The sequence below is a fragment of the Deltaproteobacteria bacterium PRO3 genome (assembly GCA_030263375.1).
Classification (GTDB): Bacteria; UBA10199; UBA10199; order DSSB01; family DSSB01; genus DSSB01.
In genome coordinates this window covers 25,303-39,767 of the sequence record SZOV01000058.1, presented here as the reverse complement: position 1 = coordinate 39,767, position 14,465 = coordinate 25,303, and the positions used below count along the sequence as shown (strand labels likewise).

The window sequence follows — 14,465 nt, the reverse complement described above, 5'->3', positions numbered from 1 at the left end:
GGTCGCCAACGCCGTGCGCCGCGCCCGCGCGGGCCTGCAGGATCCCAACCGCCCGATCGGTCCCTTCATTTTCCTGGGCCCCACCGGCGTCGGCAAGACCGAGACCGCCCGCGCCTTGGCCGAGTTCCTCTTCGACGACGAGCAGGCGATGATCCGCATCGACATGAGCGAGTACATGGAAAAGCACTCCGTCTCGCGCCTGATCGGCGCCCCGCCGGGCTACGTCGGCTACGAGGAAGGCGGGCAGCTCACCGAGGCGGTGCGGCGGCGGCCTTATTCCGTCATCCTCTTCGACGAGATCGAGAAGGCCCACCCCGACGTCTTCAACGTCCTGTTGCAAATCCTCGACGACGGGCGGGCGACGGACGGGCAGGGGAGGACGGTCGATTTCAAAAACACCGTCCTCATCATGACCAGCAATATCGGATCCCAGTATATCACCGAGCTGGCCGGCAAGGACGACGCCGAGATGGAGCGGCGGGTGATGGAGGCCCTGCGCGGCCACTTCCGCCCCGAGTTCCTCAACCGCGTCGACGAGATCATCATCTTCCACTCGCTGAAGGAAAAGCAGATCGAGAAGATCGTCGGTATCCAGCTGGCCCGCCTCGACAAGCTGCTCAAAGAGCGCAAGATCGTGCTCGAGCTGACCGAGGCCGCGCGCAAGCTGATCGCCGAGCACGGCTACGACCCCGTCTACGGCGCGCGGCCGCTGAAGCGCGCCATCCAAAAATACCTCCAAGATCCATTGGCGCTCCAGCTGCTCGCCGGGGATTTCAAGGACGGTGACAAGGTCGTCGCCGACGTGGGCAAGACTCAGGTGGGGAAGGGGGCCGGCGAGCTTTCCTTCCGGAAGGCGGTGAAATAATGGGCCGCGGCCCGAAAAAAATTATCCCTTGCACGGAACTTTTTCCTTTGTTACTCCGATAATGCACTCCGAATAGCCCGTAGTCTCGCGGATCCTCACTCCAACCGCGGGGGGTTACAGCAAGACAATTCGACGATCATGAGAGCCGCCGCCGATGCCGGCGTTTCGCCGCGTTTGGACGCGCGCTCTCGAGGGCAGATCCGCGTCGGCTCCGGCGCGGGAATGGGGGCTTTCCATGAAAACCTTTCGTGTTTTGGCGCTTTGTTCCGTCTTGAGCTTGGCGGCATGCGGGGGCGGCGGGGATGACGGGGATGGCGGCGGCGAGGACGTCTTCCTTCCCTTCGCCTCCCAATCCAGCGCGGTGATGGTGTCTCCGGACGAGACCCGGCTGGTGGCGGTCAACGAGAACGCCGACTCCGTCAGCGTCTTCGACATCACGGTGGATCCGCCCGCGCTCGTGAAGGAAGTCGCGGTCGGCGACGAGCCCGTCGCGGTGGTGATCGGCCCCGACAATGATTCCGCCTTCGTCGTCAACCAGGCCTCGGCGACGGTCTCGAAGCTGGCGGGCCTCAAGGGAAATCCCGCGGTGGTGGACACCGCCGAGGTGGGCGCCGAGCCGGTGGGACTGGCCCTGGCGCCGAGCGGAAAGTCTCTTTTCGTTTCCGAGCTGGCGCAAGGGAGGGTCCTCAAGCTGGATGCCGAGAGCCTCGAGCCCGTCGCGGCGACGGCGGCGAAGACCCCCTTCGGCATCGCGGTGACGAATGACCTCGACCGAGACGACAACGACGAGACCGTGATCGTCACCCAGTTTTACGGGACCCCGATCAACGGCGCCACCGACGACGACAGCCGCCGCGGCGAGGCGCAGCTGCTGCGCGTTTCCGACCTCGGCTCGAGCGGCACGGTCCTGTTCCAGCCGCGTTCCAGCCAAGTTTCGCCCGTCGGCAGCTTCGGAACCGCCAGGACCTCTCCCAATCAGCTCTACGCGGTCAGCGTCCTGGGCGACCGATTTTTCGTGCCGACCATCGCGGTCTCGCCCGCGGGTCCCGTGCAGGTGCGCGGCGGCAACGTGCGCCCGCTGATCCTCGTGGGCAGCGTCTCCGGCAAGAACGAGCTGGCCGCGCTCAGCGTCAACCTCGAGAAAAAGATCCAGGACCTGCTGCCGACCGAGGACGGGAAGCGCAACTTTCTCTCCGACACGACCTCCTTGGCCGTCTCCGCGAGCGAATCCGACGCCTCCCATATAGTCCTTTACGCGGTCTCCCGCGGCGGCGACGCCGTGCAGCGGGTGCTGTTCAACCTAAGCAATAATCAGGTTTCGATCGACGACTTCGACGGCAACGGCAAGCCCGACCAGATCGACCTGTTCCCGGCCTGCCGCACCCCCATGGGCATTTCCGTCTTGCGCAACAGCCCGAAGGCCTTCGTCAATTGCCGCGGGACGCGCAAGCTGGTCACCCTCGACCTGGGGCAGCAGGTCGCGACTTCCACCGTGCCGACCTCGACACCGCCGGCCGCGGGCAGCGAGGAGTTTGAGGTCGAGCGCGGCCAGCTCCTGTTCTTCACGGCGCGGGCGCGTTGGTCCGTCGAGTCGCGCTCCGATTGCGCGGCCTGTCACGCGAACGGAACCCTCTCCGACAACGTCGTGTGGAGCTTCGCGACGGGTCCCCGCCGTACCATCCCGATGCACTGGACCTATCAGGATCGCGACGGCGACGGGGTCAAGGAGACGCAAAAGATCCTCAATTGGACCGCGATCTTCGACGAGATTCGGGATTTCGAGGGCAATATCACCAACGTCTCGGGCGGGCGCGGCGTGCTGACCACGGCGGAGAACGACGACGCCTCCAACCCGGCGAACTGCGACGTCCTCGGCGACCAAGGTCCCTCGCTGCTCGACGGCGACGCGAACGGCGTGATCAACGGCGACGACACCGACGAGTTGCTTACCAACAACGGCTTCAACGACGTCGGCTTGGCGGGATCGGTCCTGGATCTCGAGACGGCCAACGAGGCGCGGCTCTGCGCCGGCGAGGATTGGGACGAGGTCGACGCCTTCACCAGGACCATGCGGAGTCCGCGGGCCCCTAAGACCTTCGGCGACGCGGCCTTGGAGGCTTCCATCGCCCGAGGGCGCGGCCTCTTTGCCGAGGCCGGCTGCTTCAAGTGCCACGGCGGGCCCGGCTGGACCTCCTCCGAGCTTTTCTACCCAGTCACCCGGGACAACACCCTCGACCTGGCCGCCGGATTCAGCATCGGCAACCCCAACTCGGGCATCGGGCCCTTCGACGACCAGGAGTTGGTCGACGAGTTCGGCGTCGGCAGCGGGAACAACCGCAACATCCAGACCGAGAACGGTGGCGACGCGGCCCCGGGCATCGCCCCCTTGCAGGTCTCCTGCGTGCTGCGCAACGTGGGAACCTTCGGCGATCCCGATAATCCGGGCCTTACGACCCTCCTCGAGATCAAGAACGGCAACAGCACCCAGATCGCGCAGGGCTCGGTCAATGGCTACAACGTGCCCAACCTCCTCGGCGTGGCCCTGAACGCCCCGTATTTCCACCACGGCCTGGCGAAGACCCTGGACGAGCTTCTGACGGATCCTTCTTGGGCCGACCACCTGACCCGGGCCAATCCCGCCTTCGCCCTGCAAGGAGCGGGGGAGTTCGAGGACCTGAAGAACTTCCTCTTGTCCATCGACGAGGACACGCCGGCCTTCGACCTGAACGACGTCGTGGACCTTTGCGACACGGCGGTGTTGGTCACGCTTTGAGCCGACGTCCGGAGACGATATCGTTGCCGGGGCGCTTATAACGCGCCCCGGCATCTTTTTTTTCCGGGTCCGGCCACCGGCCGGAAAAAAATATCCAATTTAGGAAAATGCCCTATTCTCTTTGTACCCGGGAAACCTATGATTCCGTCTAAGGTCTAAGGGTAGTGGAAAATGGGGCTAGGGGTTTCCCAAAAAATCCGTGGGGGTATTTTTGTATTATTGGCTGCGGCCCTTGGTTTAGGCGCCTGCAGCTCCAATAAAGCCGTTTCGACGGGAGTCGCCCCGGAGGCCCTGGCTCGGGAATCCCTAAAAAATATCGCCACCCTGGCCGCCCAAGCCAATGCCTCCGTCTTGGGTTTCCCCGGAAGTGTTTCCGACTCGAAATCGATCTCCAGCGGCCGAGGTTGGCATTGCCCCGAAATTGTAGATTTCGAGAATGATTGCCTGAAATTGTCGGGTTCCTGCTCTTCCCAGGGGGCGGCGATGGAAATGATCGGGACGGTGGAGTTCAAGGCCTGTCTCCGGGAGAGCGGCCTGGGTCTGGCCGCCTTCACGGGGTCCTTGTCCTTTCATTCGTTGTGGAGCCCGCCGCCGTCTTGCGTGCAGGAGGCGCCCGACGCCTCTTGCCCGTCAACGATGGTCCGGATGGAGCTTTCCAATCCGGTGAATTTAAGCATTCGCTTCGCGGAACTCGACTCCCTCGCGGTGAATGAGGTCCATGCGGTGCTGGAAGAGCGTTGGCGCATGGCCGGTTTCGGGGCCTGGCGCCTTACCGTTACAGCGTTCGGCGCCGTCGCCGGCGGGCGGGTTTTTCAGTGCTCCGGCGAGCCCGTGACTTGCGCGGTGAGTGCAGCTCCCACGACGGCCCCTCCGCCTCAAACCGTCGACTCCGCCTGTCTGGATATCCCTGAATGCGACTCGGACCTGGATTGCGATGCCTTTCTCCAGAGATGTCCGGAGACGGCCGAGTTCTTGGATGGATTCGGGCACGCGTTAAAATGCGAGCTCAGTCGCGGTCGAAAGAGTTGCTTCCCCATGAAATTGGCACCACCGGACGACGGAGGCGGGGGCTCGACGGGCTCTTGCTCACGCACCGGGATGTGGGGTGAGGTTTGCCCGATCTCCTTTGGCGGGACCGTCAACGGCCAGGGGCTCGAGTGCCCGGCCGTCGATTGCCAAAGCCGGGAATTCTCCCAATTCAACGGGGGGCCCTGCGGCTACCCCTGTTACCAATGCGAGTACTGTTATAGCGAGTGCCAGGATAATTATAGGGGCGATACCGGGGCCATCGAGGCCTGCAAGCAGGCCTGCGACGCCGCCTCCCATTGCGAAGAATGCGACACTTGCCGGACGAAGATCCTCTGCGTCAACGGATGTTGCGCCTTCGACCAGGACGGGGACGGCTATATCTACGCCGGGTATTCCGGCGGGGGTCCCGGCGATCAAGTCCTGCTGGACAGGGAGGACAATTGCGACAACCAGGCCAATCCCGACCAGGCGGATGCCGACCTGGATTGCGTCGGCGACGCCTGCGACAACTGCCCCCAATCGGCAAATAACGACCAATCGGACCGCGATTTCGACGGGGTGGGCGATCCCTGCGATAATTGCCCGCTGGTGGCCAACGGACCCAATCCGGTCTGGGAATGCGACGGCAGGGGATGTGTGCAGGTTCCTTCCAGCGACAACCAGAAGGACAGCGACGGGGACGGCGTCGGAGACGCCTGCCAGGGCGACATGGACGGGGACGGCGTGCCCGACGAGTCGGATAACTGCCCGCTGACCCATGGAACCGACCAAGGCGACCGCGACCGCGATGGGGTTGGGGATCTCTGCGACAACTGTCCGCGCACGCCCAATCCGGACCAGACCGATTTGGTGAACGACAGCGGGGATCCCTATCCGGACGGCCGAGGCGACGCTTGCAACGGCGACAGCGACGAGGACGGGATCTTGGACAAAGAGGGGGACAATTGCACCTTCGACTACAACCCCGACCAGGCGAACCAGGACGAAGACCCGATGGGCGACGCCTGCGACCTATGCCCGAGGGATTACAGCCCCTACAATCAGCCGGAGGCCTGCGGCGAAGGAGATTACGACGGGGTCTCCAACCTCGAGGACAATTGCCCGAAACAATATAACCCCGACCAGGCCCCTTACGCGGAAGGCGGGGGATTCCCGGGCCAGGCCTGCAGCTATTGCCTGATCTCCCAAACTCCCTGGGGTTGGGACGCCGACGGCGACGGGATCATGGACACCTGGGATTGCGACAATTGTCCCGGCATCGAAAATCCGGATCAAAAGGATTCGGACGGGGACTTGATCGGAGACGCCTGCGACAACTGCCGAAGGGTCCCCAATTTCGGGCAGCGCGATTCGGATTCGGACGGCATCGGCGATGCGTGCGCCTTCTGCGACAACAACGGAACCTGCGGTGAAAAGGAAGATTATTTCAACTGTCCGGACGATTGCCCCGCGGTGTGCGGCAACGCGGTAAAAGAAAATCCCGCGGAGGCCTGCGACGATGGGAAACACTGCGGCGACGGAACCCCGTGTCTAAGCGACGGCGACTGCGCGGGGATCGGCGAAGAGCTCTGCATCACCCGGGACGGTGACGGCTGCGACAGCAACTGCACCCTGACCGGCTGCGGCAATGGGATTCAGACCAAGGACGAGGTCTGCGAGGACGGGAACCTGACCGACGGCGACGGCTGCGACGGCAACTGCACCCCGACCGGCTGCGGCAACGGGGTGGTGACCCGTGGGGAAGCCTGCGACGACGGCAATAAGCTCGACGACGATTATTGCTACAGCGATTGCACCCTCCCGGCTTGCGGAGACGGTAAGGCCACCGCGGGCGAGGAATGCGGCGAACCCGGCATGGATGCCTGCCCGGGCGGCGCCGCCTGCGCCTCCTGCAAATGCGCCTGCGAGGCCCAGGACGCCTGCGCCGAAGGTTATTATTGCGACCTTTCCAAATCATGCCAGGCTTGCGAGACCTCGGCCTTCGCCTGCACCCTGGACCAGCAGTGCATGGATATCGCCGCGAAGTGCGGCGCCCCGCCTGACATGCAATTTGTCTGCGGCCCTGCGGACAAAGGGGGGACCGGTTATTGCATTCGGGCTACGTATACCTGCGGTGACGGCACCTGCGAATGTAGGTCCGGGGAAACCGAGGTCAATTGCCCGCAGGATTGCCCCAAGGGCAGCTGCGACATCGTGCGCCCCCCCTCCTGCGGCGACGGCCTATGCGATTGCGGGGCCGGGGAAAATTATTCGGTGTGCCCCGCGGATTGCCCGCAGACGGAGACCAGTTGCGGCGACGGGGTCGACAACGACTGTGACGGATTGCTCGAATGCGTGACCGGGGGCGATCCGGATTGTCCGGTGGAAGATGCGAGGCTATGCCCTCCCTCCGGCTGCGCCTGTGATCCGGGAAATTATTGCGATGCGAACCAGGCCTGCCAATCCTGCGACAGCCCGTCCTTCGCCTGCGTCTCGCACGCGGAATGTATGGATATCGCCGGCCAATGCGGGGCGCCTCCGGGGTATTTATTTTATTGCGAAAAGACGGAGGGCATCGGGAATTGTGTCGCCGTACCGTGCACGGCAACCGAGGCAATTTGCAACGACGGACTCGATAACGATTGTGACGGCATGGTCGATTGCATAGGTGGCGACCAGGATTGCCTTGAAATGCCTGCCGAAGACCCGAATGCCTGTCCGCCCCCTCCCGATCCGTTCTGCGGCGACGGAATTTGTAACGGGGCGGAATCTTGCGACACTTGTCCGTCGGATTGCACCAAATGTGCCGCGCCGCTGCCTAAGAGTTAGGCGAAAGAGGATCCTCGCGCGATGGAAATATTGCGAAAAACGGCGATTGCCGCCCTCCTTTTCCTCCAGGCCGCCTTTTTGCTGCAACTGGGCTGCGCTGGGACCACCGGTGAATCCGGAAACTTCGCCGCTCCGCCCGCGCCCGTAGCCGAGCTGCCTTCCGTCCTCCAGATTCCCAAGGATCTCTCCATCGACGTCAACAAGACCCGGATGGACGGCGGCGCGATCATGTTTGCCTCCCTCGGAGATTCCTATCTCGATGAGGCCTTTTCGAAATTCTTGACGGCCGGGTCCGGGGTCTGCGGCGATGGAGCTTTGGACACCGGCGAACAATGCGATGACGGCATGCAATGCAGCAACGGCATCGCCTGCTCGATGGACGCGGAGTGTGCCTTGATCGGCGACGGGTTGTGCATGAGTCGGAGCGGGGACGGTTGCAGCGCTTCCTGTCAAATTGAGGATTATTCCGAAAATCTCGCCTTCAGCGCCAATTTGGTCTTTTTCGCCAATTCCCGACTTGCCGCGCTGTTGGGGCCGCTGAGCACCTTCCTGATCCCGGTCGACGCAACTCTGAATAAGATGGAGAAGGTCATCTTCATCGGCACGAAACCCTACATTGCCCGGCTTAACTTCGGCGATTTCGACCTCGACGGCATCGGCGGCGCCGAAGGTTGCTCGGGACATACCGCGGCGCTTCCGATCTGCGTTAGGGTTTGGGTGGACGACGGGGTGGTGGAGTCCCGCCTGCTCGCCGCCCGATTCGACGATTTCCCCTTGCCGACGAACCCCGGTTCGGGAAGCCTGCGCGGCCAGGATCTCACCTTTGCGCCGGTGGGTTCCGTCATCCAAGTCGCGGCGAATTACGACCATTTTGATCCCGAGGATAAATTTACCGACAGCTTCTTCGGGGCCTTGGTGGCGACGCCTCCCTTGCCGCCGGAGGTGTTCCTGCCCATCCGCGCCTTTGCGAGCCAATTGGGGCCGAATGCCACCGCCCTCAAGACCAGTAACGGCAGCGCGACGGATATGGGAAATTACGCTAAGGGATTCGGCCGCTGGCTAGAAAACCAGGATTATTGGCTGGGCTCCTTCGAATCGAATGACCCGCCCCCCCGGCAATTCACAAACCAATGCGTCAGGATCTCGACCGGAGAAGGTGTCAGCTTCGAGGCGTTCTGCAAACCGCTGGGCCTAAACACTACGGGCCTCGGTTTCCTACCCTTTACCTCGGCCTCCGATTTGATGTTCTTCGATTTTCCGGAGTTTGCGCCCTGACGCCGGCCTCAGCCGGCCTCGGCGCGCGCGGCCACCTCTCTTGCCGCGGCCTGCGGCAGCGACAGGATCCTCTCCCGCAAAAACTTCTCGATCCTCAGGTTGATCAGCTCGGGCTGCTCGACGAGGGCGGCGTGCGAGCCGTTCTTGATGATGATCAGCTCGGATTTGGGGATAACCCGGTGCATCTTCTTGGCCAGCCAGACCGGCGTGAAGGTGTCGCCGTCGGCCCCAATGATGAGGGTGGGAATCTTGAGACGCTTCAGCATGTCCTCGGCGCTGTGCGACTGCACGCTGCGGCTGAGTTTGGCGAAGAATTGCGGGTCGAGGCTCAGGATGTGATCGACGTACTTCTGGGCGTCGGCCTTGTCGGCCATCCCCGTGTTGATCATCTTCATCAGGCCGCCCAGCTGATACCAGAAGGGGTTCTTGATGAGCAGCTGGCTGAGGAAATTGCTTTGCTTGGGGAAGAGCAGGCCTAAGGCGGTGAAGACCTCGAAGATATACTTGGAAAGCGGCGAATTATAAAAATAATCCATCGGCCGGCCGAAGGTGCCGAGGCAGGAGACGATGCCCGCGACGTAGCGCGGGTGGCGCCGGTAGAACTCGAGGACCACCTGGGTCCCGAGGCTGTGGCCGATGAAGAGGGCCTTCTTGACCTTCAGCTCGTCGCAGACCGCCTTGCAGTCCTCGACCAAGGCCTGGACGCTGACGTTGTCCCGGTTTTTGGGCGCCGCCGAGCGGCCATGGCCGCGATAGTCCCAGGTGATGACCTGGAAGTGGTTCTTGAAGGCGTTTTCGAAATATTTCCAAAAAAAGGTCGAGACCCCCATGCCGTTGCACAGCACGATGGGAAATCCGAAGCCGACCGCCTTGTAATAGATCGCGGTGCCGTCGGAGCTTTTGGTGAAGCCCTCCCGCAGCCGGATCAGCTGGGCAAGTTTGCCCGGATTCTTTTGTGTGACGGCCTTCCGCGGCCCTTTGCTTTTGTTCATAAAAGGCGGCGCAAAGTATCAGGCTCATTCTAACAAAGCAATGGTAAAATACCGTATTGACAGGGTTATTTTTAGTCTATATAAGGACCGACCATGCAAAGCCTCACCCTTCCTTCTCCCGGAAAAGTCAATCTTCGCCTGGAAGTCGTCGGAAAGCGCTCGGACGGGTACCACGAGCTGCGCAGCCTCATGGAGCGGGTCAGCATCGCCGACGAAATCGACATGAAAATCGTCGAAAAAGGAATCACGGTCACCTGCGACCATGAAGGGGTCCCCAACGACGAGAGCAATATCGCCTTCAAGGCCATCAAGGAGATCTTGGCCTATTCTAGCCGTAATGTCGGGGTCGAGGTACACATTAAAAAGCGCATCCCCGTAGCTGCCGGTATGGGTGGAGGCTCCAGCAACGCCGCCACCGTCATCAAGGGCATCAACCACCTCCTCAAGCTCAAGCTGACCAAAGAAAAGCTCATGAAAATCGGCCTTAAGGTAGGGGCGGACGTGCCCTTTTTCCTCTTCGAAGGCCCGGCCCTGGCCGAGGGCATCGGCGAGCAGCTGAAAAAAGTCAAGGCCATGCCTAAGTTATTATTTTTACTGGTAAATCCTAATATTCCCGTGCGCACCGACTGGGTCTACGGGCGCTACCAGCTCGAGGGGGGCAAGTTCAACGGGCAGGGCGAGGTCCCCAACGCCTACCGCACCAAGAAAGACGTCGCCAAGATCCTCCACAACGACCTCGAGCGGGTCACCATCAAAGAATTCCCCATCATCGGTGAAATTAAAGACGAAATGTTGAAATTGGGGGCCCTGGCCAGCCAGATGACCGGCAGCGGCCCCACGGTCTTTGGGATCTTTGCCGACAAGGTCAAGCTGGCCAAGGCCTTCGAGCGCATGGAGAAAAAGGCCCAAAAAGAGTGGAAAATTTTCATGGCCGAAAACCTGGACGCCGCCTGACCCTTCATTCCGCTTCTGGCTCCGCTTTGGCTTTCCTCGTGTATCGACCTGAAAAATATGATATTTTATATTAGGGTAAGCTCCGGCAGGAAACCGCCCCGTGGCGAAGGTGAGGCCGCATGGAAGTCACCGAAGTCCGAGTATTTCCCGTTAACGAAGAGAAGCTGAAGGCCTACGCGACGGTCACCTTCGACGACTGCTTCGTGGTCCGCGACCTCAAGGTCATCCACGGCAACAGCGGCCTCTTCGTCGCCATGCCCTCCAAGAAGCGCAAGGACGGCACCTTCAAGGACGTCGCCCATCCCTTAAATAACGAATTTCGGGCCAAGATCGAGACCGCCGTCCTCGACGCCTACGAGCGCGAGAAGGGCGCCCTGCCGCCCGCCGCCCCGGCCCCTCAGGCCCCCAAAATCGAGTCCAAGACCCCCGACCAGATCAAGCCCGAGGATTATGCCGCCCCGGACGACTGAGGGCCCTTTTTTCCTCTAGAAACATTGACAATCCGCGTACCTGCGTTGTAACTCGGTGCGCCCCTTTTTGGGGGTGGAATGGCTTGTTTTTTCGGGACTCTTCCCCCTTCAGCCCCCCAACCGGAGGGTTTCTTGACGAGAGGATTTTTTTGGGGCGTAGACAAGCGGTAAGTCACCGGATTTTGATTCCGGCATTCGTAGGTTCGAATCCTACCGCCCCAACAATAGGTTTTGGGAAAAGCTTGAAATGAAAATGATGCGACCCTTGGAAGACATCAAAATTTTCTCCGGCAATGCCAACTTGGGCTTGGCCCGGGAGATCTGCGACTCCCTCGGAGTGCCGCTCGGCGCTGCCCAGGTCAAGCGCTTCTCCGACGGCGAGGTCTGGGTCGAGATCGACGAGAACGTCCGGGGCAAGGACGTCTTCATCATCCAGTCGACCTCGCGGCCGGCCAACGAGCACCTGATGGAGCTGCTCATCATGATCGACGCGCTCAAGCGCGCCTCGGCCGAGCGCATCACGGCGGTCATGCCCTACTACGGCTACGCCCGGCAAGATCGCAAGGTCCAGCCCCGCACCCCGATCACCTCCAAGCTGGTCGCCGACCTCATTACCTCGGCGGGCGCCCACCGCGTGCTCTCCGTCGACCTGCACGCCGGGCAGATCCAGGGCTTCTTCAACATTCCCTTCGATCATCTCTACGCGACGCCGATCCTGCTCGATTACATCAAGGAAAACCTGATGAACGACCTGGTCATCGTCTCGCCCGACGCCGGCGGCGCCGAGCGCGCCCGCGCCTACGCGAAGCGCCTCGAGGTCGGTCTCGCGATGATCGACAAGCGGCGCACGCGCCCCAACGTCTCCGAGGTCATGAACGTCATCGGCGAGGTCGAGGGCAAGACCGCGATCATCGTCGACGACATGGTCGACACCGCGGGCACCTTGACCCAAGCCGCCCAGGCCCTGGCGGACAACGGCGCCAAGCGCGTCTTCGCCTGCGCCACCCACGGCGTGCTCTCGGGCCCCGCCGTCGAGCGCATCGAAAAATCCGTCTTGTCGGCCCTGGTGGTGACGAATACAATTTCGCAGCCCGAGGCCGTGCTCAAGCACCCCAAGATCAAGGTGCTGTCGATGGCCAAGCTGCTGGGCGAGGCGATCAGCCGCATCACCCACAGCGATTCGGTTTCTTCATTGTTCGTTTAGTTGTTTAAGGAGTCTGTCATGGAACGCCAACAGTTAACCGCCAACCTTCGGCAAAAGACCGGCAAGGGCGTCGCCCGCCAATTGCGCGCCAAGGGCGCGATCCCGGCCGTCCTCTACGGTCAGGGCCAAGAGGCCATGCCCCTCTCGGTCAACACCCGCGACTTCACCAAGGCGGTGAGCTCGGCCTCCGGCATCAACGTCATCGTCGACCTGCAGATCGAGGGCAAGGAGCGGATACCGGTCATGGTGAAGGACTACCAGGCCCACGTCATCGACCGCAAATTCCTGCATGTCGACTTTTTGAAGATCGACTTGACCAAGAAGGTCTCGGTCGAGGTCCCGATCCAGCTGGTCGGCAAGGCCCCCGGCGTCAAGGAAGGCGGCATCCTCGAGCACATCACCCGCACCATCAAGGTCAACTGCCTCCCGACCGCCATTCCCAACGCCCTCGAGGCGGACGTTTCCGGCCTCAACATCGGCGATAACATCCACGTGCACGATCTCAAGCTCCCCGAGGGCGTCGAGCTGGTGCCGGGCTCCGACGAGACCGTCGCGGCCGTCGTGGCGCCGGTGGAAGAGGTCGCCACGACCCCCGAGACCGAGGTCGTCCAGCCCGAGGTCCTGACCGAGAAGAAGCCCGCCGAGGGCGAGGCCGAGAAGAAGGTCGAGAAAAAGGAAGAGAAGAAAAAGTAGCCTGCCATGCCCAAGCTCATCGTCGGCCTCGGCAATCCCGGCAAAGAATACGAAAAAACCCGACACAACGTCGGGTTTTTTATCGTCGACCGCCTGGCCGAAGAGTGGGGTGCGGACTTTCGCCGGCAGAAGTTCCACGGCCACTACGCCGAGCACCGCGAGGGCGACGAGAAGATCCTGTTGGTCAAGCCCGAGACCTTCATGAATTTGAGCGGCCGCTGCGTCGGCCCCTGGGTCGACTTCCTCAAGCTCGAGGGCGGCGACCTGCTGGTCGTCCATGACGAGCTCGATCTCCCTTTCGGCCGCATGAAGGCCCAATTCTCCGCCAGCGCCGCCGGCCAAAAGGGGGTGGCCTCGATCATCGAGGCCCTGGGTCATAAAGACTTCTGCCGCCTGCGGGTGGGCATCGGCCGGCCCCCGGCCCAAAGGGGAGGGGCCGATCACGTCCTGGCCGCCTTCTCGAAGGAAGAGCGCAAGATTTTGGACGAAGAGCTCTTGCCTAAGGCCTCGGAAGCGGTGAAGATCTTCGTCAAAATGGGGCTTGACCCCCTGATGCAAATGGTTAATACCAAGCGCCCTAATTGAATATGCATCCTGCTTGCTCCCTTTAAGGGGGCCCTGACCTAAGGACCATAAGGAGGAAACATGCGCGAGTACGAGACGATCTACGTCCTCAAGCCGGACCTGCCCGGCGACCAAGTCAAGACCATCCAAGAAAAACTCAAGGATATCATTACCAAAGGCGGCGGTCACATCCTGCACCACGTCGACTGGGGCAAGCGCCGCCTGGCCTATCGGGTCGAGAAGTTCACCCAGGCCCAATACCTGTACCTGCAATACCTCGATCAGGGGGCCTCGGTCGCCGAACTCGAGCGCATCCTGAAGTACGACGACCGGGTGCTCAAATTCCTCACCGTCAAGGTTGACGAAAAGGTCGACCAGGCCGAACGTCTGGCCCGCGCCGGCGAGGCCCCGCTCCCGCCGGAAGAGGTCTTTCACGAAGAGCCTGTCTACGACCGTCCGCCCCGCGATCGCTACGGCGATCGCCGGCATCACGAGGGCGGCCACGGCCATGGGCGCGATGCGAGCCCCGCCGACGAACCCGCCATTGAAGGCGTTGAAGAATAGCCCAAGGGAGAAGCATTTATGGCCTATGCGCAACGACCCAAGACCCGCAAACGCAGCTTCAGCCGCCGTAAGGTGTGCCGTTTCTGCGCCGACAAGGATTTCAAGCTGGACTACAAAAGCCCCAAGCTGCTCGGTCTCTTCATCACCGAGCGCGGAAAGATCATTCCTCGGCGCATCACCGGTAACTGCGCGCTGCACCAGCGCGCCTTGACCACCGCCGTGAAGCGGGCCCGCACCCTGGCGCTGATCCCCTTCACGGCGACCCACGCCTAGC

At 62.0% G+C, this 14,465-nt stretch carries 11 protein-coding genes, 1 tRNA gene and 1 pseudogene; 11 read left to right on the top strand and 2 right to left on the bottom strand.

The features are described from left to right. Nucleotides 1-865 (top strand): AAA family ATPase (locus FBR05_10010; protein ID MDL1872529.1); only part of this gene is annotated, 865 nt, incomplete at its 5' end. Between the two features lie 2,249 nt (nt 866-3,114). Here the strand turns inward: FBR05_10010 and FBR05_10005 are convergent. After that, nucleotides 3,115-3,300 (bottom strand): annotated as a pseudogene (locus tag FBR05_10005) (PE family protein). A gap of 509 nt (nt 3,301-3,809) precedes the next feature. On the opposite strand from FBR05_10005, the gene FBR05_10000 reads away from it, so the two are divergent. Beyond that, nucleotides 3,810-7,475 carry a hypothetical protein gene (locus FBR05_10000; GenBank protein ID MDL1872528.1) on the top strand — a complete coding sequence of 1,222 codons (3,666 nt, stop codon included), beginning with the start codon at nt 3,810-3,812 and terminating at the stop codon, nt 7,473-7,475. A gap of 21 nt (nt 7,476-7,496) precedes the next feature. Next, nucleotides 7,497-8,750, top strand: coding sequence for a hypothetical protein (locus FBR05_09995; GenBank protein MDL1872527.1), 1,254 nt, complete (start codon nt 7,497-7,499; stop codon nt 8,748-8,750). Nucleotides 8,751-8,758: 8 nt separating this feature from the next. On the opposite strand, the gene FBR05_09990 is transcribed toward FBR05_09995, so the two are convergent. Continuing rightward, a complete protein-coding gene (locus FBR05_09990; GenBank protein ID MDL1872526.1) occupies nt 8,759-9,742 on the bottom strand; it encodes an alpha/beta hydrolase in 984 nt (327 codons plus the stop codon). A gap of 93 nt (nt 9,743-9,835) precedes the next feature. Here FBR05_09990 and FBR05_09985 point away from each other — a divergent pair, with 93 nt between their 5' ends. From FBR05_09985 to rpsR, 8 genes are all read left to right on the top strand, one after another. Next, nucleotides 9,836-10,696, top strand: a complete 861-nt coding sequence (locus FBR05_09985) for a 4-(cytidine 5'-diphospho)-2-C-methyl-D-erythritol kinase (protein ID MDL1872525.1) — start codon at nt 9,836-9,838, stop codon at nt 10,694-10,696. A 119-nt stretch (nt 10,697-10,815) separates the two neighbouring features. Then, entirely contained in the window at nt 10,816-11,166 is a 351-nt protein-coding gene (locus FBR05_09980; GenBank protein MDL1872524.1) for a septation protein SpoVG, read from the top strand. A 150-nt stretch (nt 11,167-11,316) separates the two neighbouring features. Then, nucleotides 11,317-11,391: transfer RNA gene (locus FBR05_09975), tRNA-Gln, on the top strand. 31 nt (nt 11,392-11,422) lie between these two features. Then, on the top strand, nt 11,423-12,370 hold the full coding sequence (locus FBR05_09970) for a ribose-phosphate pyrophosphokinase (protein MDL1872523.1): 948 nt from the start codon (nt 11,423-11,425) through the stop codon (nt 12,368-12,370). An 18-nt stretch (nt 12,371-12,388) separates the two neighbouring features. Beyond that, nucleotides 12,389-13,063, top strand: a complete 675-nt coding sequence (locus FBR05_09965) for a 50S ribosomal protein L25/general stress protein Ctc (GenBank protein MDL1872522.1) — start codon at nt 12,389-12,391, stop codon at nt 13,061-13,063. A gap of 6 nt (nt 13,064-13,069) precedes the next feature. After that, complete coding sequence (locus FBR05_09960) at nt 13,070-13,648, top strand: aminoacyl-tRNA hydrolase (GenBank protein ID MDL1872521.1); 579 nt, start codon at nt 13,070-13,072, stop codon at nt 13,646-13,648. Nucleotides 13,649-13,708: 60 nt separating this feature from the next. Further along, entirely contained in the window at nt 13,709-14,191 is a 483-nt protein-coding gene (gene rpsF / locus FBR05_09955) for a 30S ribosomal protein S6 (protein ID MDL1872520.1), read from the top strand. Nucleotides 14,192-14,209: 18 nt separating this feature from the next. Then, entirely contained in the window at nt 14,210-14,464 is a 255-nt protein-coding gene (gene rpsR, locus FBR05_09950) for a 30S ribosomal protein S18 (GenBank protein ID MDL1872519.1), read from the top strand. Nucleotide 14,465: the final 1 nt, after the last annotated feature.

Excerpts from the sequence above, each read along its gene's own strand:
- FBR05_10000 (MDL1872528.1), top strand. The coding sequence starts at position 3,810 with ATGGGGCTAGGGGTTTCCCAAAAAATCCGTGGGGGTATTTTTGTATTA.
- FBR05_09995 (MDL1872527.1), top strand. The coding sequence starts at position 7,497 with ATGGAAATATTGCGAAAAACGGCGATTGCCGCCCTCCTTTTCCTCCAG.
- FBR05_09990 (MDL1872526.1), bottom strand. The coding sequence starts at position 9,742 with ATGAACAAAAGCAAAGGGCCGCGGAAGGCCGTCACACAAAAGAATCCG.
- FBR05_09985 (MDL1872525.1), top strand. The coding sequence starts at position 9,836 with ATGCAAAGCCTCACCCTTCCTTCTCCCGGAAAAGTCAATCTTCGCCTG.
- FBR05_09980 (MDL1872524.1), top strand. The coding sequence starts at position 10,816 with ATGGAAGTCACCGAAGTCCGAGTATTTCCCGTTAACGAAGAGAAGCTG.
- FBR05_09970 (MDL1872523.1), top strand. The coding sequence starts at position 11,423 with ATGCGACCCTTGGAAGACATCAAAATTTTCTCCGGCAATGCCAACTTG.
- FBR05_09965 (MDL1872522.1), top strand. The coding sequence starts at position 12,389 with ATGGAACGCCAACAGTTAACCGCCAACCTTCGGCAAAAGACCGGCAAG.
- FBR05_09960 (MDL1872521.1), top strand. The coding sequence starts at position 13,070 with ATGCCCAAGCTCATCGTCGGCCTCGGCAATCCCGGCAAAGAATACGAA.
- rpsF (MDL1872520.1), top strand. The coding sequence starts at position 13,709 with ATGCGCGAGTACGAGACGATCTACGTCCTCAAGCCGGACCTGCCCGGC.
- rpsR (MDL1872519.1), top strand. The coding sequence starts at position 14,210 with ATGGCCTATGCGCAACGACCCAAGACCCGCAAACGCAGCTTCAGCCGC.